Below are 17,965 nucleotides of genomic sequence, written 5' to 3'. Positions count from 1 at the left end.
ACTACACAGACACACATATTGTAAAAATTTTTGAGAGTTTATAGACACAATACTCCGTTAAACTTTTGTAAAACATTGCAAAACAATTGTTTGCATCTAAAGAGGTTTAATTGTTAAAATACAGTATATCAAGGTTGTTCGAAACGAGCATGGCAAGGTTTCCCACAACAAAAATATGTATAAATGCTTGCATGCGAATTCCATCAGACCAATAACTTATACATAAATTTATACTGATGAATTATCTTACATCTTATATCTAAAAATCTAACGATCTATTGTAACAGGAATACGCCAAACAAATTTACAATAAAATCCTTTTTACAAGAGGCCGGAATCTTTCATCTTTTTCAGGCACTTAATCAAGCTGTCTTGCCAGTGGGGAATTTCTATTTCATAAGTTTTCTTTATCAGAGATTTATCCATCACAGAATAAAAGGGCCGTGGAGCTTTAGTCGGAAACTCGCCGGACTCTACTGGAAAAACGCGGCATTCCGAACCTGCTTCACGGAAGATGGCAACGGCAAAGTCGTACCAGCTGCATACGCCTTCATTGGAAAAATGGTAAACACCCGGAACAAAGCTTTTTTCCTTTGATTCTATTTTATGTATGATTGTGAGAATTGAACTGGCGAGATCATTGGCAAGAGTCGGAGTGCCAACCTGATCGAAAACCACTTTTAGGGATTCTTTTTCCTGTCCAAGCCGGAGCATGGTTTTCAGGAAATTCCGGCCGTATTCGGAATAGAGCCAGGAAGTGCGAATGATCATACTTCGGGAGTGCTTTTTCAGCACCGCTTCTTCGCCCAGTAACTTTGATTTTCCGTAAACCGATTCGGGTTGTTTGGGGTCGCCGGGTTTCAGGGGCCGGCAATGCTGCCCTCCAAATACATAATCGGTAGATATATGAATAAAACCGGCATCCATTAAAGCTGCTTCCTCTGCAAGGAGCGCCGGGGCCTCGTAATTTAGCTTAAAGGCGGTCTCTCTGTCTTCCTCGGCTTTGTCGACAGCAGTATAAGCAGCACAGTTTATAATGAAGTCAAATTTTTTACCGTAAAAAAATTGCTTGATGGATTCAGGATTGGTGAGATTCAGTTTATCAATAGTGGAAAATGTGAACCTTGCCCACCCGGTTCTTTTTGATAATTCTTCAAACGTACTTCCCAGTTGCCCTTCTTTTCCGACAATTAGTATTAGTTGTTGCATGTTTTCAGTTTTTGAAGACAAAATTCCTTTCGGCTTCATTGAATGCTGGCAGGACTTTGTCCTTCCCTGAAACAATAATCTCGTTTTCAGGAATCTGCCAATCGATATTTAAAGTTGCATCTTTGTAGTTAATACCCCTTTCTGCATCTTTATTATAGAAATTATCGCATTTATAGGAGAAAATGACTTCGTCGCTTAACACCGAGAACCCGTGTGCAAAACCCCTGGGATAAAAAACTAGCAGGTGACTGTCATCACTCAGCTCAATCGAGAGATGTTCTCCAAATGTTGGTGATCCCTGGCGCAAATCCACGGCAACATCCAAAACTTTTCCTTTCAGTACCTGAATAAGCTTAGCCTGTGAAAAGGGAGCCAACTGATAATGGAGCCCCCTTATTACCCCTCTGACTGATGAAGAGACATTATCCTGAACAAAATCGGAGGAGATACCTTTTTTTTCATACTTTTCTTTGTTGTAAGATTCATAAAAATATCCCCTTTGATCCGCGAAAATGTCCGGTTCGATAATGAGCAGTCCGGGTATTTTGGTTTCGTGTATTTGCATAAACGTTATAATTGTTTTTGTATTGTTTTTAGGTTTTGGTCTGCAATTTTTATTAGATACTGTCCGTAATCGTTTTTCTTAAGTGGCTCGGCCAATTTTAAAAGTTGTTCTCTGCTGATGTATTCTTTTTTATAAGCAATTTCTTCGATACAGGCAACTTTAAGGCCCTGTCTTTTTTCGATGGTTGCAATAAAGTTGGATGCCTGAAGCAGGCTGTCGTGTGTACCGGTATCGAGCCAGGCCATTCCTCTGCCCAGGAGTTGTGTTTTCAGGCGTTTTTCGTCAAGGTAGAGCTGGTTCAGATCGGTGATTTCTAATTCTCCCCGTTTGCTGGGCTTCAGTGTTTTAGCTTTGCTTACCACATCGGGGGGATAGAAATACAATCCTGTAACTGCATAATTTGATTTCGGATGGAGTGGTTTTTCTTCAATGCTCAGCACATTGCCTTTCTCATCAAAGTCTGCCACCCCGTATCTTTCCGGATCGTTGACGTAATAGCCGAAAATAACGGCATGGTTTTCACTGGCATTTACGTTGTTAAGGATTCGGCTGAATTCATAACCGTAAAAGATGTTATCGCCCAGTATCAGACAAACCGGATCGTCTCCTATAAATTCTTCTCCGATCAGAAAAGCTTGTGCCAATCCGTCGGGGGAGGGTTGCTCTGCATACTCGAAGGTAATACCCCATTGTTTGCCGTCGCCAAAAAGTCTGCGGTAGAGGGGCAAATCTTCGGGCGTGGAGATGACCAGTATTTCGCGTATTCCGGCAAGCATTAAAACGGAGAGCGGATAATAGATCATGGGTTTGTCGTAAACCGGAATAATCTGTTTAGAGATGCTTTGGGTAGCAGGATAAAGGCGTGTTCCTGAGCCACCTGCCAGAATAATGCCTTTGTACTTAGCCATGAAAATGTGGTTTTTAAGTGGTCAACAAATTGTCGAAATATTCAATGGTTTTCTTTAGTCCTTCGCGAAGCTCAATCTTCGGTTCCCAGTTGTTCAACTCCCTTTTTGCCAGTGTTATGTCCGGTTGACGCTGGGTTGGATCATCTTCAGGCAGCGGCTTATATATGATTTTCGATCTTGATCCCGTCAGATCTATAATTTCATTTGCAAGATACAGCATCGAGAATTCATGCGGATTACCAATATTAACCGGCCCGTAAAAATCATCCCTGGAGTCCATCATACGCAACATCCCTTCAATGAGGTCATCGATGTACTGAAAACTCCTGGTTTGATTGCCATCGCCAAAGATGGTTATTGGCTCGTTTTTCAGAGCCTGGACAATAAAATTCGAAACTACCCGGCCGTCGTCCTGGTTCATTCGGGGACCGTATGTGTTGAATATCCTGACAATTTTGATACGAACATCGTTTTGTCTGTAGTAATTCATAAACAAACTTTCGGCACAGCGCTTCCCCTCGTCATAACACGACCGGATACCGATAGGATTAACATTTCCCCAGTAACTTTCTGTTTGGGGGTGTTCCAGTGGATCGCCATAAACCTCACTGGTTGAGGCCTGTAATATTTTAGCTTTGATTCGTTTGGCCAGCCCCAGCATATTGATGGCCCCCATAACCGATGTTTTTATTGTTTTAATTGGGTTGTATTGATAGTGAATGGGAGAAGCCGGACATGCCAGATTGTAAATTTCGTCTACTTCGGCAAAATAGGGGTGGGTTACATCATGACGCACCAGCTCAAAGTAATGGTTGTCCATCAGATGACTGATATTCAGTTTGGAACCGGTAAAATAATTGTCGAGACAGATAACATCGTGTCCCTGTGATACAAGCTTATCGCAAAGATGTGAGCCTATAAATCCCGCTCCTCCGGTCACTAATATTCGTTTCATTTTACATTTTTTTGTGGGAACGTCCAATACCAAAGTAATCGAATCCGTTTTCGGCCATTTCGGTCATATCATAAATATTACGACCGTCAAAAACCACTTTTTGATTCATCAGCTTCGCCATAACCTTGTAATTAGGAATACGGAATTCCGGCCATTCGGTCAGCAACATCAGTCCGTCTGCTTCAATAAGTACATCATAAGGGTCCTGACCATACTGAATGGTGTTACCGAACTCCTTTTTAGCTTCATCCATGGCAACCGGGTCGTAAGCTTTAATATGAGCTCCTGCTTCAAGCAGTTCTTTAATGATCACTTTGGAGGGAGCCTCACGCATATCGTCGGTATGGGGTTTGAAGCTGAGCCCCCAGACGGCAAAAGTTTTACCTTTTACATCGTTGTTGAAATAATTTTTGACTTTGGCTGCAATGATCCGTTTTTGGTCTTCATTGACATTTTCTACAGCCTGCAGGAGACGCAAAGGATAATTAAAGGCGTTGGCCGTGCGGATTATGGCTTTCACATCTTTAGGGAAGCAGCTTCCGCCGTAGCCGATACCCGGGTAAATGAATTTGTTTCCAATCCTGCTGTCACTCCCAATCCCTTTTCGAACCATATTTACATCAGCACCAACAAGTTCGCAAAGATTGGCAATGTCGTTCATAAAGCTGATCTTGGTTGCCAGCATGGCATTGGCTGCATATTTTGTAAGCTCGGCAGAAGGAATGTCCATGAACAGGATGGGATGATTATTGAGAAGGAAAGGCTTGTAAAGGCGACGAATTACTTTTTCAGCTTCTTCGGAATCGGTACCAACTACAATACGATCCGGCTTCAAAAAATCATCAATGGCATTTCCTTCTTTTAAAAATTCGGGGTTGGATGCTACAAAAAACGGAATTTCCTCACCCCGCTTTTTCAATTCGGATTGTACAGCCTCCCTTACTTTCTCAGCGGTTCCAATGGGGACTGTGCTTTTGGTTACAACAACCATGGTATGGTCGAGATGTTTCCCGATTTCGGTAGCTACAGCCAGAACATGACTCAGGTCGGCACTTCCGTCTTCGCCCGGAGGAGTTCCCACAGCAATAAAAATTACTTCAGCCTGGTCGAGACTTTCTTTCAGACTGGTAGTAAAATGGAGTCGACCTTTTTCTACATTGGTTTTAATCATGGTCTCCAGTCCCGGCTCATATATCGGAACTATTCCCTTCTTCAGATTGGTGATTTTTTTCTCATCGATATCGACACATGTAACATTCACGCCTGTATCGGCAAAACATGTACCTGTTACCAGTCCTACGTAACCGGTTCCGACAATTGATATTTTCATCTTAATTCTGTTTTTTAATTTTTTGTATTAATTCCACTCCAGAAGCGCTTTCTCCGGTATGTTTTACGCTTACAAATTTTACTGTTAAAATAGTCCGTTAAACTTTTGCCAAAGGCTCCAAATCTATTGTTTGTAACTAAAAGGGCTTGTCCGCTAAGATGCAGATTATCAATCTTGGATAGATTGTCTTACATCCCTTTGTTATATCTATAAATCTAACGATTAGTTAGTGTCTGTCCATAAAGTGCCATTTACTGTGTTACGTTCGTCCGAAAATTACTCATTTACGATGAGTAAACTGCGTATTTTCGGACTTCGCAAGCCTTGTAAATGACACCTTCTGAACAGACACAACATACTGTAAAAATTTTTTTCGAGTTTATAGACACGCAATTGTTAATATCTGTTCATAAAGTACCATTTGCTGTGTTACGCTCGCCGCCAAATTACTCACTTACGAAAAGTAAACTCCGTTTTTGGCGGCTTCGCAAGTCTTGCAACTGGCACTTTCTGAGCAGACACATGATAAGTAGGAAACTTTTCCTACTTTATAGACAGGCATTAGTTAATGAATGGTGTCAAAAATATGAAAATTATTGCTGGAAGTAAATTATTTCTTTTTTGCAACAAAATCGGCGTATTGCTGGTCAACTCCTTTGATGTGATTGATGAGCCAGGATTTCAGAAAGTTGGTTACTTCAACCGACAGGATCAGTTTCCCGTTTCTTAATTTTTCATAAAATCCGGCTATTTTATCAGCGTACTCGTTGTGGAGCTTCCTGTGATCTTCCAGACCGGGAAAATCGAAAGATTCCATATACGCTTCTTCACTTTTGAAGTGATACCTTGTGTAATCAAGCATTGCCTGGAGCAGTTCCTCCAGCTTTTCTTTGGATTTGCCCTGTTTAATTCCGTCATAGAAATCGTTTAAGATTTCAACCCATCGCTGGTGTTCTTTGTCAATTTTTTCATTACCTACGGAGAGGTCTTTTGTCCATTGAATAAGCATAGTTATTTATTTTTAAGTTGTCTTTCTATTCCGGGAAGGTCAAATATAATATTTTTCGTTTGTTCGGCTGTTAATTAGTGTCTGTCCATAAAGTGCCATTTACTGTGTTATGCTCGTCCGAAAATTACTCATTTACGATGAGTAAACTGCGTATTTTCGGACTTCGCAAGCCTTGTAAATGACACTTTCTGAACTGACATACATTTTGTGAAAATTTTTGTGCGTTTATAAAATACTCCGTTAAACTTTTACTGAGGTCTGGTTAGGTAAAGACGCCCAATTTGGGCGTCTTTACCTCTCATAATAAAAACTTTGCGTCATTGCGTCACTGCGTTTAGGCTTTTTTTACTGACTATTGTTTATAGACACGCACTAAATTACTGATGTGGTTCAACCCGAAAATTTGACTTTCAATGTTTAAACAGTTAAATTTAAACCCGTGGCATCTTAAAGTGAGAAAGAGGTGAAGAAGCGAATTTTACAGGGGTGATAAGGTCAATGTGGTAGAATTCAGTCAATAGTTTTTAGTCAGGAGTAAGTAGTGTAGTGAGGGTACAGGTGCATAAAATGGCTATGAGAGAACTTTTAAAGAGCAGTACAACCTTGAACTGATGAGTCTACTACTCAAAGTCTCGTTTTGCCAATCCCATTGTTGCAGGAAATTTTTAAATCCTCATTAACAATTAGTTAAATTCGGTTCAGAAATTTCCTACGTCTCGAACATGGCAAAAAAAGCTCTTTTTAGGCCAGACTCATTGATGATATTTTGCTAAATATTTTTGTAAATAATTGACAAACAAATGGTTGTATGATGAGAATAAAAATCATATCGATCTCATAACAAAAACTTTGCGCTTTTGCGTTTAGGGTTTTATGATCGTTCATTGATTTCAGATGTAAAAATTTTAACAATGAGAAAATTAGGAGATTATTATTGTATTGTGAGAAAAGTTCCTATTTTTGCACCGATTTTTAAACAATATAATGTCTAACCAATAGATTTTGCGAGGTTTAATTAATGGCAGAATTTGAAGAAAAAGAAAACTTGCAGGAGCAGGAAAATGCTTCGGAAGTAAACGAAAACGTTGAGGAGCAGACTCCACAGGCAGAAGAAGCCAATGAAGAGTCGCCTGAGGCAACAGAAACAAGAAAAGAAGACCAGGAGGTTGAAACCGTTGAAACAGCTAATGCTGATTTCGATTGGGACAAGTATGAAAACGGCGATTTGGTCGAAGAAGCCAAAGGTTCCGAAAAGAAGGAACTGGAGAAGATGTATGACAAAACTTTGTCTACCATCTCCGAAAAAGAGGTGATTGAAGGTACCGTAATCGCCATGAATAAGCGTGAGGTTGTTATTAACATCGGTTTCAAATCGGATGGTATTGTCAGCCGTAACGAGTTTCGTTACAACCCCGACCTGAAAGTCGGCGATAAGGTTGAAGTATATGTGGAAAGTCAGGAAGACAAAAAAGGTCAGCTGGTACTTTCTCACAAAAAAGCAAGAGCTCTCCGCTCATGGGATCGAGTAAATGAGGCTCTCGAAAAAGATGAAGTTATTAAGGGATACATCAAGTGCCGGACCAAAGGAGGTATGATCGTTGATGTATTTGGCATTGAAGCTTTCCTTCCGGGGTCACAAATTGATGTGAAGCCCATTCGCGACTACGATATGTACGTGGGTAAAACCATGGAATTCAAAGTAGTAAAAATCAATCCCGAATTCAAAAATGTTGTTGTTTCCCACAAGGCACTTATCGAGGCTGAACTGGAGCAACAGAAGAAAGAAATTATTTCCAAGCTGGAAAAAGGCCAGGTTCTCGAAGGTACCGTCAAGAACATCACTTCTTATGGTGTTTTCATCGATCTTGGTGGTGTGGACGGACTGATTCATATAACAGACCTTTCATGGGGACGCGTTTCGCATCCGGAAGAGATTGTCCAGCTCGATCAGAAGCTTAACGTTGTTATTCTCGATTTCGATGATGAGAAAAAGCGTATCGCTCTTGGTCTGAAACAATTGACACCACATCCGTGGGATTCACTCGATCCGAACCTGAAGGTAGGTGATGTTGTAAAAGGTAAGGTGGTTGTTATGGCCGATTATGGTGCTTTTGTTGAAATAGCACCTGGCGTTGAGGGACTTATACACGTTTCGGAAATGTCATGGTCACAGCATCTGCGCAGTGCACAAGACTTCCTGAAGGTGGGTGATGAAATAGAAGCCCAGATTTTGACCCTCGACCGTGAGGAGCGCAAAATGTCGCTGGGAATGAAGCAGCTTAAGCCCGATCCGTGGGACAATATTGAAGAAAAATACCCTGTTGGCAGCAAACACAAGGCAAAAGTTCGTAACTTTACCAACTTCGGAGTGTTTGTTGAAATTGAAGAAGGGATTGACGGACTGATTCACATCTCGGATCTTTCGTGGACCAAGAAAGTGAAGCATCCGGCCGAGTTTACCAATGTTGGCGAAGAGATCGAAGTTGTTGTTCTCGATATCGACAAGGATAATCGTCGTTTGAGCTTAGGACACAAGCAATTGGAAGAAAATCCATGGGATGTTTTTGAAACCATCTTTACTGTGGATTCCATTCATGAAGGTACAATAGTTGACATTTTCGATAAAGGTGCCGTAATTGCATTACCATACGGTGTTGAAGGTTTTGCCACACCCCGTCATCTCGTAAAAGAAGACGGAAGTCAGGCCAAAGCCGATGAAAAGTTGCCTTTCAAAGTGATTGAATTTAATAAAGGTGCTAAGCGCATCATTCTTTCGCATTCACGTGTCTTTGAAGATGAGAAACGTTCGGAAGAGCAATCGGCTAAAAAGAGTCAGGCCAAAAATACCAAGAAAGGTGTTAAAAAGCTCAAAGACAGCCTCGAAAAGACAACTCTTGGTGACATCTCTGAATTGGCAGCCCTGAAAAATCAAATGGAAGCCTCTGAAAAGAAAGATGAAACCAAAGACAAAAAGGAAGAAGAATAGTTTATATTAATTAAGGGGTGACAATATATGGACTTTAAAATTGATAAAATCGATGATTTTATGGTGGTGAAAGTGTTGAAAGAAAAACTCGACACTAATGTAGTCCCCAATCTGAAGTCGGAAATTGTTTTGCTTTCGGGCAATGGTGAGAAGAACATTCTGCTCGATTTAAGTAAATGCAATTATTGTGATTCATCAGGATTAAGTTCCATACTTGTCGCCAACAGGTTGTGTAAAAATGCCGATGGAGTATTTGTTATTGCCGGCCTTCAACCGGCTGTGGAACGACTGATTGCCGTATCGCAGCTCGACACAGTGCTGAACATTGCACCCAACGTGGAGGACGGTATACAAATGATGCGACAGTCAATCGGCAAAAAATAAAGTGTTTATGGGATTATCTGTCACCATTCTTGGCAGTAACTCAGCACTTCCCACATCCGAAAGAAATCCAACCGCCCAGGTGCTCAATGCATCGGGGCGGTTTTTTTTGATCGATTGCGGGGAAGGAACTCAGTTACAGTTGCGTCGCAATAAGGTGCGTTTCGGGCGCATTCATCACATCTTTATTTCTCATCTTCATGGTGACCATGTTTTTGGTCTTCCCGGACTGATTTCATCTCTGGGACTATTGGGAAGAACTAAAGATTTACATATTTATGCGCTGGCCGACCTTGAACCTCTGATGAAGCCATGGCTTAACTACTTTTGCCGTGATCTGCCGTTTAAGGTGGCTTTTCATTCTTTTGTTCCGGAAGAGCAGACGGTAATTTATGAAGATTCTTCCGTTGAAGTCGTTACAATACCTGTGGAGCATCGAATTCCTACGGCCGGTTTTTTATTCAGAGAGAAGCCCAAAGAACGCAAAATCAATAAAGAGAAGTGTGATTACTATCAGGTGCCATTGCGCTGGCTTCCCCGATTGAAAAAGGGTGAGGATTATGCAGGGGAGGATGGCAGTCTGATCGCGAATGATATACTGACTTTCCCGCCGCCTCCATCAAAGAGCTATGCCTACTGCACAGATACGCGTTTCAGTGAAAAGGTTATATCGGCCGTAAAAAATGCAGATTTGTTATATCACGAATCCACTTTTCTGGAAGATGAGGAAGAACTTGCCGGCAAGACTTTTCACAGTACAGCACGGCAGGCGGCCGAGGTCGCAAAGCGGGCAAATGTTGGAAGATTGCTCCTCGGGCATTTTTCTTCCCGTTACCGTGACCTGAAACCTTTTGTTGAAGAGGCGAAAAGGGTATTTGAAAATACCTTGATTGCAGAAGAGGGCAGCACTTTTGAAGTGTAATCCGTAAACTGATAAAGAATCTTTATCTACTCAGAAAAAGAGTGGCTGAATGTTTTTATTATAAAGCAGGCCGGACATTTTTCGGCAAAAACTCTGCAAAAAAACTTCGTCCGGCCTGTCAGGGTGGAACAATTATGATGTTTTTCTGATATCAAATATTCGTTAAATTTTTGCAATATGCTGCAAACCAATTATTTGTGATTTAAAAGTTCTGTTTTCTAAAATGCAGTATATCAACATTATATGGATTATCTTATATCTGAAAATCTAACGATCTATTATACTATTGTTTAATTTTTCCTTTTAACAAAGTAATTGAATGTGGAGGAAAAGCATATGTGACAACTGAGTCATTGGCTTTAATGTCTTCTTTTCTTTCTGTCTTTACATTGGTCTGATCAAAATCATTCTCAGCCTTTATATCCGGGCCATTTACTTCATATACTTCCAGCTTTCCGTCAAAATCTCCTGATTGTGATATTATATCGGTAGTAATGGCTTTGTCTTTATGGCGATTGACCACTGCGATGGTAACATTATTATCCTGATAAGTGGCCGATACATCCAGGTATGGTACATCCGACTGCTGAGTTGTAGTTTCTCCCAGACCGAGGTAAAATTCTTCTGTATCGTAAGTTTCACAGTCTACAAATACATCGAGAGATGTTCCGTGCATGTTATTGGCAAAGAGTTCGAGCGGGTAATAGATGGTTTGCTTGTACATGTCGTCTTTGCTTGTAAAAATAGGTCCGATAACATTAACCAGCTGCGCCATATTGGCCATTTTTACAATATGGGCATTTCTGATGAATGCGTTGAGCATGCCACCAATAACGAGAGCATCTTCCAGATTATAATGCTCTTCAAGGGCCCTTTCACCGGTCATTGTATCTCCTGAGCGTGCACGGTACCATACATTGTATTCATCCCATGCAATGTAAATAGGATCGTTGGTATGATGACGCCGAACAGTGCGTTGCATTACTTCGTTGATCATCCCTTCTACAATTTTTGTTCGTTCTTCAATGACAAGGGGAGTGGCCATGAAGTTGTAATAATTGTTGTCGGGATTTCCTACGTAAATGTGAAGGGCAATGTAGTCTATATAATCTTTCAACTCCTCCAGAACAGTGCGGTTCCATTCATCAGGATTAGCATCCGGCCTGTAGTTGGAAGAACCTGCCGCAATAAGTTTAATATCCGGCGAAGTCAGTCGCATCAGTTTTCCTGCTTCGCGGGCTTTTTTACTGTAATCAATAGCATTGAGGTGTCCCATTTGCCAGTGACCGTCCATTTCGTTTCCGAGACTCCAGTATTTTATATTATGAGGTTCGGGGAACCCGTGTTTCTTTCGTAGCTCGGCATAATATGGCCCCTCTTTCACGTTGCAGTACTCTACCCATTGCCGGGCTTCACGGATGGTGCCTGTTCCGAGGTTTACAGCAAAATAGGGCTCTGTTCCCAGTTTATTGGCCCATTTCATGAATTCGTTGGTACCAACTTCGTTGGTTTCCAAACGGGCCCAGGCCAATTCAAGTCGTTTGGTTCTTTCCGGTCCAACGCCATCTTTCCAGTTGTAGTTTGAAACAAAGTTCCCTCCGGGGTAACGCACCAACGGGATATTCAGGTCTCTTGCAGCTTCCAGTACATCGGTACGAAATCCGTCTTCATCGGCAAAGGGGGAATCGGGATCATAAATACCTCCATAGACGCAGCGACCAAGATGTTCAACGAAATTGCCGTAAATGTTTTTGTTGACTTCCCCGATTGTCCGGTCAAGATCAATCTTTATTCTTGCGTTTTGGGCCTGCAGGTTACTGCTTATGAAACCTGCGATGAAAAATAAGATCAGGGATTTTAAAAAGTGGCTCATTTTCATAGTATTATTTTTTTGATATTAGAAATTGCACTTTTCGATGTGGGTGCATGGTAAGAGTTATGTTCTTTGAGTGCCCTTACTTGTCAAAGGTAGGTGCTGAGAGTTAAGTGGGGGAGGACAAACTGGTAAATCAGGTAGAAGGATGTTTTTGATATATATGAAACATCTTGTATCTAATATCTGAAAATCTAATGATCTATTGTATATTTGCACTGATCTTTAATTCATTCATATTCTTTGTTCGATGCAGGAAAAAATTCTCATTCTTGATTTCGGGTCTCAATACACCCAATTAATTGCCCGTCGCGTCCGTGAGTTAAATGTATATTGCGAAATCCATCCTTTTAACAAATTTCCGGAGCCTGATGAAACAGTGAAGGGTGTCATTCTTTCCGGGAGCCCGTTCAGTGTTCGTGATAAGAATGCTCCCATACCTGATTTAAGCAAAATTAAAGGCAGATTACCCCTTTTAGGGGTCTGCTATGGTGCCCAATTCATGGCCCAGAATTATGGGGGGCTGGTAGAAGCTTCCGACTCCAGGGAATACGGCAGGGCCAATTTGAAATACATCGACCACGACAATGAGCTGTTTCTGGAAATCGAAAAAGATTCACAAGTATGGATGTCGCATGGTGACACCATAATAAAACTCCCCGATAATTTTCGCATCATTGCAAGTACAAACGATGTAGAAGTTGCCGGCTACAAGGTGCAGGATGAGCCGACTTACGGCATTCAGTTTCATCCCGAAGTATACCATACAACACAGGGTTTGCAGTTATTGTACAATTTTGTTGTGGACATTTGCGGGTGCAACCGTGACTGGACACCGGCTTCGTTTGTGGAAGAAACAGTTGAATCATTGAAAAAGCAAATCGGCACCGATAAAGTCGTTTTGGGACTATCCGGGGGTGTTGACAGTTCCGTTGCAGCCATGCTTTTGCACAAAGCCATCGGGAAACAGCTTACCTGTCTCTTTGTGGACAACGGACTGCTTCGAAAGAATGAGTATGAGAAGGTATTGGATTCCTATAAACACATGGGCCTTAACGTAATCGGCATTGATGCAAAAGACAGGTTTCTGGGGGAATTATACGGTGTTTCCGATCCTGAGAAAAAGCGGAAGATTATAGGAAGAGTTTTTATTGAGGTTTTTGATGCAGAAGCCAAAAAGATAACCGGCGTGAGATGGCTTGCACAGGGTACTATTTATCCCGATGTTATTGAATCTGTTTCTGTTAACGGACCTTCGGCCACCATCAAATCTCACCATAATGTTGGAGGGTTGCCCGAAAAGATGCATCTGAAAGTAGTTGAACCGCTTAAATTGCTTTTTAAAGATGAGGTAAGAAAAGTAGGGCATGAATTGAATATTTCGCCCACCATACTGGGACGTCATCCGTTCCCGGGCCCGGGTCTGGCCATTCGTATCCTTGGGGAGATTACACCTGAGAAGGTGGCGCTTTTGCAAGAGGTTGATCATATTTTTATTGAAGGTCTTCGCACCCATAACCTTTATGACAAGGTATGGCAGGCCGGAGCTATTCTCCTACCGGTTCAGTCGGTGGGTGTAATGGGTGATGAACGTACTTATGAAAGCGTAGTAGCGCTTCGTGCGGTTACTTCCACCGATGGCATGACCGCCGATTGGGTGCATCTGCCTTATGAGTTCCTGGGACGTATTTCCAGTGAAATCATCAACCGGGTAAAAGGAGTTAATCGCGTGGTTTATGATATTAGTTCCAAACCACCGGCCACTATTGAATGGGAGTAGATACACAATATTGTGAAAATTTTTGCAGGTTTAAAGACGAATACAAATTAGTGCCGTCTATAAAAGCAGGTTAGATCGAGTCATAATAATAAAAACAACAAACTGAGGGCTGACTCCCTTTAGATATTTGGTTATTCTGCTTAAGCAGGTGAAGTACTATTCTCTAATATATAGTCCTCTAACGACCCCCCAACCTAACATGCAAAAAAGGCAGAAACAACTTAGAAAATTAAAAGAAAATTCAGCAATGCGAAACTTTTTCATATTAACAATCACTTTTTTGTTGGCTTCACTGTCTGCAAATTCACAGGTAAAAGATTCAGAACTGGAGAAAATTCAGCTTTCCTGGCAGTTGATTACTTCCTTCTATGTAGACAGCGTGGATACTCAAGGACTTGCAGAGGAAGCCATTGTTGCCATGTTAGAAAAACTTGATCCTCACTCGGTTTATATTCCGGCAGAGGATGTTAAAACCATGAATGAACCACTTGACGGGAATTTTGAGGGAATTGGTATCGAGTTTATGATACTTAAGGATACGCTTCTGGTAGTTGCAACCATACCTGGAGGACCGTCGGAAAAAGTGGGGCTGATGGCTGGTGACCATATCATAGAAATTGAGAGTGAAAATGTGGCTGGTGTTGGCTTGACAAACAGTGATGTGTTTGACATGTTAAGAGGTCCGAAAGGGACGGAAGTGCAACTGACCATTCTGAGAGATGATAAAAGGCTGAATTTTATCGTGGAGCGTGATGAAATTCCCATTCATAGCCTGGAGGCATCTTATTTGATTTCTCCTAAGACGGGATACATAAAAATCTCAAGATTTTCTCAGAGCACTTATCAGGAGTTTGAAGAAGGCTTGAAAGAATTGAAAGAGAATGATATAGAAAATTTGGTGCTTGATCTTAGGGGTAATGGTGGGGGCTATTTAAAAGCGGCTCTGGATATTGCTGATGAGTTTATAGGAGAACGCCGATTGTTGTTATATACCGATGGGATGGCTATTCCCAGGTCTGAGTATCATTCAAAACCTGGTGACCTTTGGGAAAACGGGAAGCTAATTGTGCTGATTGATGAAGGCTCTGCCTCGGCCAGCGAAATTGTTGCCGGAGCTGTGCAGGATTGGGACAGAGGTATTATTATGGGACGCAGGAGTTTTGGAAAGGGGCTGGTTCAGAGACCGTTTACATTGCAGGACGGATCGGAGATCAGGCTTACCATTGCCAGGTATTTCACCCCGTCGGGACGAAGCATTCAGAAGCCTTACCATAATGGCCTTTCAGAATATCACAGTGAGATATTTGAGCGCTTTGAGCACGGTGAGTTTATGTATGCCGACAGTGTTCACATGCCCGATAGCCTGGTTTACAACACGCTTGAGAAAAACCGGGAAGTTTACGGAGGTGGTGGCATTGTTCCCGATGTATTTATTCCGATGGATACAACCTACTATACTGATTATTATCGTGATTTGGTTGCCTCCGGAACTGTGAACCGCCTGGTAATGGACATGCTGGACGAGAACAGAGACCTGTGGAAAGAGCGATTTCCGGCTTTTCCCGATTTTTCTTCCGAATTTGAAGTTCCCGATAGTTTTATTGATGAACTGGTAAAAAAAGGTGAAGAAAACGACATTGCTCCGAATCAGAAGGAATTGAGTATCTCCGAAGAATGGATCAGGTTACAGATTAAAGCTTTGATCGCACGAAATTTGTGGGATACCGGCAAGTATTATCAAACCATCAATCCGGCACTTCCGTTCTTTGATAAAGTGATTGAACTGGTGGAAAATGAAGATCAATACTCAAAAGTGTTTGAGAAAAGATGATTGAATGGCTCCCGGAACATTGGATGGAGATTGCAGGAACATTACTTGCCCTGGTTTATCTCTATCTCTCGGTTCGCGAAAACATCTGGTTATGGGCTACCGGATTTTTGTCATCTTTTTTTTATATGATTGTCTTCTTCGATGAGCACCTGTATGCCGATATGGGATTACAGGTATACTACCTTATCATCAGCATATACGGCTGGCTTACCTGGAAGTGGGGAAGACAAAGAACCGGAAGGAAGAAGATGCCCATCAGTAAGTTGAATGCCAGGACAGGAGTTATTCTGTTGCTTATCGGCGGTGTTGTTTATGTTGTGGTTCTTCTGATCTTATTGAAAGTTCCTTCATTAATAGATATTCCTGCGTCGGAATTACCTTTCTGGGATGCATTTACAACCACCGGAGGAATCATTGCCACCTGGATGCTTGCAAGGAAATTTATTGAACACTGGCTGATATGGATTGTCGTTGACCTGGTAAGTAGTGGAATGTATTTTTACAAAGGACTTGAAGTAACAGTTTTGCTTTATCTGATTTATACTGCTGTGGCGGTAATTGGTTTTTTAGAATGGAATAAAAACATGAAAACCCGTGACAGAGATATTAAAAAATGATTGGTCAGAGAGAAAGAAATACCCGCGGAACGGGAGAAGGTACATCTTTGTCATTACGGGGCCTGAATCTACCGGCAAATCATCATTAACTGAGGAACTGGCCAAACATTTTAATGGAATAGCGGTTAAAGAATATGCAAGAGATTATGTGCAAAATCTCAACGGAAATTATTCTTTTGAAGATGTTGAAGCTATAGCAACTCATCAGATTGAGGAATATCATTCGATGACCGAAACTACAGATAGTAACATACCGGTGTTTTTCGATACCTTTCTGTTTATTACCAAAGTTTGGTTTGAAGAGGTTTTTTATTGTTGTCCGGTATGGTTACATCGGGCTCTTAAGAAATGCAGAATTGATCTGGCATTGCTGTGTTTCCCCGATCTGCCGTGGAAACCCGATGGCGTTCGTGAAAATCCTCACAGGAGAAGCTACCTTTTCGATCGTTACCTCGATGAACTGACGTATTACGGAGTTCCTTATTGTGTTGTGAGGGGAATTAATCAAACGAGGATTGAAACCGCGATTAGATGTATTGAGAAAGAGATGTATTGAGCCGTTTACTTTAAATATTTAGTTAATTATGCGTTACCTGGAATATCCGAGAAGACTGAAAGACATCATAGAGAACCTTTCCCGGGAGGAGTCTTATCAGGCTGTTTGTCATCGCCATTATCCCGATCAACCAATGCCATCATCGAGGGTGCTTGAAGAAATTGTTGATCTTCTAAGAGAAATTCTTTTCCCCGGGTATTATGGCGATTCACCTACCCGTCCTGATAGTATACGTTACTATCTCGGTGTCAATGTGGAAAAACTTTATGATCTGTTGCGCCAGCAGGTCTATGCAGGCCTGTGCTTCGATTGTAAGCATGCCGACAGAGAAGACCTTCTGATGCGAAAGGATAAAGCCGCCCAGATAAGTATGAAATTTATTGAAAAACTTCCGGTGATCAGACACCTGCTTGCCACAGATGTGGAAGCTGCATACCTTGGCGATCCGGCAGCACAAAGCAATGCAGAAGTAATTTTTTGCTACCCGGCAATACGGGCCATTACAAATTACCGCATTGCTCATGAGCTTTTGGAATTGGGAGTGCCGCTGATTCCCCGCATTATCACGGAAATGGCTCATTCCGAAACAGGCATTGATATTCATCCCCGGGCCAGGATTGGTCACCATTTTACTATTGATCACGGTACCGGCGTGGTTATTGGTGCAACATCAATTATTGGCAATCATGTTAAAATTTATCAGGGGGTAACATTAGGGGCCAAGAGTTTTCCCCTGGACAAGGATGGGAATCCCATTAAAGGGATCGACAGGCATCCGATAGTAGAAGATAATGTAATTATTTATGCACAGGCTACTATTCTGGGAAGAATAACTGTAGGGGCAAATTCGGTAATTGGCGGTAATGTCTGGTTGACCTCATCCGTTCCCCCAAACAGTAAAATTTTACAGGAAAAATATCGACACACGGGGTTTATGGGTGGCGATGGAATTTGATTTTCGGGGTTTGTCAGAGATGATTAATTATTCTGAAAATTAAGAACAGCGCTTTTTTTGCCAAAATTAGCCGACAGGTAATAACCTG

At 41.7% G+C, this 17,965-nt stretch carries 15 protein-coding genes; 8 read left to right on the top strand and 7 right to left on the bottom strand.

The window, feature by feature from the left end; all coding sequences use genetic code 11:
- Positions 1-321: 321 nt before the first annotated feature.
- From rfbD to OQ5_RS0118425, 6 genes are all read right to left on the bottom strand, one after another.
- Positions 322-1,209 carry a dTDP-4-dehydrorhamnose reductase gene (gene rfbD / locus OQ5_RS0118450; RefSeq protein WP_016778908.1) on the bottom strand — a complete coding sequence of 296 codons (888 nt, stop codon included), beginning with the start codon at positions 1,207-1,209 and terminating at the stop codon, positions 322-324.
- 4 nt (positions 1,210-1,213) lie between these two features.
- The gene (gene rfbC / locus OQ5_RS0118445; RefSeq protein WP_016778907.1) at positions 1,214-1,774 is read right to left on the bottom strand and encodes a dTDP-4-dehydrorhamnose 3,5-epimerase; all 561 of its coding nucleotides are present in this window, start codon (positions 1,772-1,774) and stop codon (positions 1,214-1,216) included.
- A 5-nt stretch (positions 1,775-1,779) separates the two neighbouring features.
- A complete protein-coding gene (gene rfbA, locus OQ5_RS0118440; protein WP_016778906.1) occupies positions 1,780-2,682 on the bottom strand; it encodes a glucose-1-phosphate thymidylyltransferase RfbA in 903 nt (300 codons plus the stop codon).
- Positions 2,683-2,695: 13 nt separating this feature from the next.
- Complete coding sequence (locus OQ5_RS0118435; RefSeq protein WP_016778905.1) at positions 2,696-3,637, bottom strand: UDP-glucuronic acid decarboxylase family protein; 942 nt, start codon at positions 3,635-3,637, stop codon at positions 2,696-2,698.
- Position 3,638: 1 nt separating this feature from the next.
- Positions 3,639-4,967 carry a UDP-glucose dehydrogenase family protein gene (locus OQ5_RS0118430; RefSeq protein WP_016778904.1) on the bottom strand — a complete coding sequence of 443 codons (1,329 nt, stop codon included), beginning with the start codon at positions 4,965-4,967 and terminating at the stop codon, positions 3,639-3,641.
- A gap of 610 nt (positions 4,968-5,577) precedes the next feature.
- On the bottom strand, positions 5,578-5,976 hold the full coding sequence (locus OQ5_RS0118425) for a bacteriohemerythrin (protein WP_016778903.1): 399 nt from the start codon (positions 5,974-5,976) through the stop codon (positions 5,578-5,580).
- A 1,018-nt stretch (positions 5,977-6,994) separates the two neighbouring features.
- Between OQ5_RS0118425 and rpsA the strand changes: the two genes are divergently transcribed.
- The 3 genes from rpsA to OQ5_RS0118410 are packed head-to-tail and all read left to right on the top strand — an operon-like array spanning position 6,995 to position 10,265.
- Positions 6,995-8,962 (top strand): 30S ribosomal protein S1, encoded by a 1,968-nt coding sequence (gene rpsA, locus OQ5_RS0118420; RefSeq protein ID WP_016778902.1) that lies wholly within the window; start codon positions 6,995-6,997, stop codon positions 8,960-8,962.
- A gap of 27 nt (positions 8,963-8,989) precedes the next feature.
- The gene (locus OQ5_RS0118415; protein WP_016778901.1) at positions 8,990-9,346 is read left to right on the top strand and encodes an STAS domain-containing protein; all 357 of its coding nucleotides are present in this window, start codon (positions 8,990-8,992) and stop codon (positions 9,344-9,346) included.
- A 7-nt stretch (positions 9,347-9,353) separates the two neighbouring features.
- Positions 9,354-10,265, top strand: coding sequence for a ribonuclease Z (locus OQ5_RS0118410; protein WP_016778900.1), 912 nt, complete (start codon positions 9,354-9,356; stop codon positions 10,263-10,265).
- Positions 10,266-10,548: 283 nt separating this feature from the next.
- On the opposite strand, the gene OQ5_RS0118400 is transcribed toward OQ5_RS0118410, so the two are convergent.
- Positions 10,549-12,138, bottom strand: coding sequence for an alpha-N-arabinofuranosidase (locus OQ5_RS0118400; protein WP_255297636.1), 1,590 nt, complete (start codon positions 12,136-12,138; stop codon positions 10,549-10,551).
- A 250-nt stretch (positions 12,139-12,388) separates the two neighbouring features.
- Here OQ5_RS0118400 and guaA point away from each other — a divergent pair, with 250 nt between their 5' ends.
- The 5 genes from guaA to epsC all read left to right on the top strand — a co-directional run bounded on the left by guaA (position 12,389) and on the right by epsC (position 17,877).
- Positions 12,389-13,918, top strand: coding sequence for a glutamine-hydrolyzing GMP synthase (guaA, locus tag OQ5_RS0118395; protein WP_016778897.1), 1,530 nt, complete (start codon positions 12,389-12,391; stop codon positions 13,916-13,918).
- Between the two features lie 247 nt (positions 13,919-14,165).
- Positions 14,166-15,749 (top strand): S41 family peptidase, encoded by a 1,584-nt coding sequence (locus OQ5_RS0118390; protein WP_026055399.1) that lies wholly within the window; start codon positions 14,166-14,168, stop codon positions 15,747-15,749.
- Entirely contained in the window at positions 15,746-16,366 is a 621-nt protein-coding gene (gene pnuC, locus OQ5_RS0118385; protein WP_016778895.1) for a nicotinamide riboside transporter PnuC, read from the top strand. The genes OQ5_RS0118390 and pnuC overlap by 4 nt, the downstream gene beginning before the upstream one ends.
- Positions 16,344-16,922 (top strand): AAA family ATPase, encoded by a 579-nt coding sequence (locus OQ5_RS0118380; RefSeq protein ID WP_016778894.1) that lies wholly within the window; start codon positions 16,344-16,346, stop codon positions 16,920-16,922. Before pnuC ends, OQ5_RS0118380 begins: the two co-directional genes overlap by 23 nt.
- A gap of 28 nt (positions 16,923-16,950) precedes the next feature.
- Positions 16,951-17,877 (top strand): serine O-acetyltransferase EpsC, encoded by a 927-nt coding sequence (gene epsC, locus OQ5_RS0118375; protein WP_016778893.1) that lies wholly within the window; start codon positions 16,951-16,953, stop codon positions 17,875-17,877.
- Positions 17,878-17,965 lie beyond the last annotated feature (88 nt).

The sequence above is a fragment of the Anaerophaga thermohalophila str. Valhall genome (assembly GCF_000250735.1).
Taxonomy (GTDB): domain Bacteria; phylum Bacteroidota; class Bacteroidia; order Bacteroidales; family Marinilabiliaceae; genus Anaerophaga; species Anaerophaga thermohalophila_A.
The sequence above is the reverse complement of the archived record's forward strand: the minus strand, read 5'-3'. Positions and strand labels throughout refer to the sequence as shown.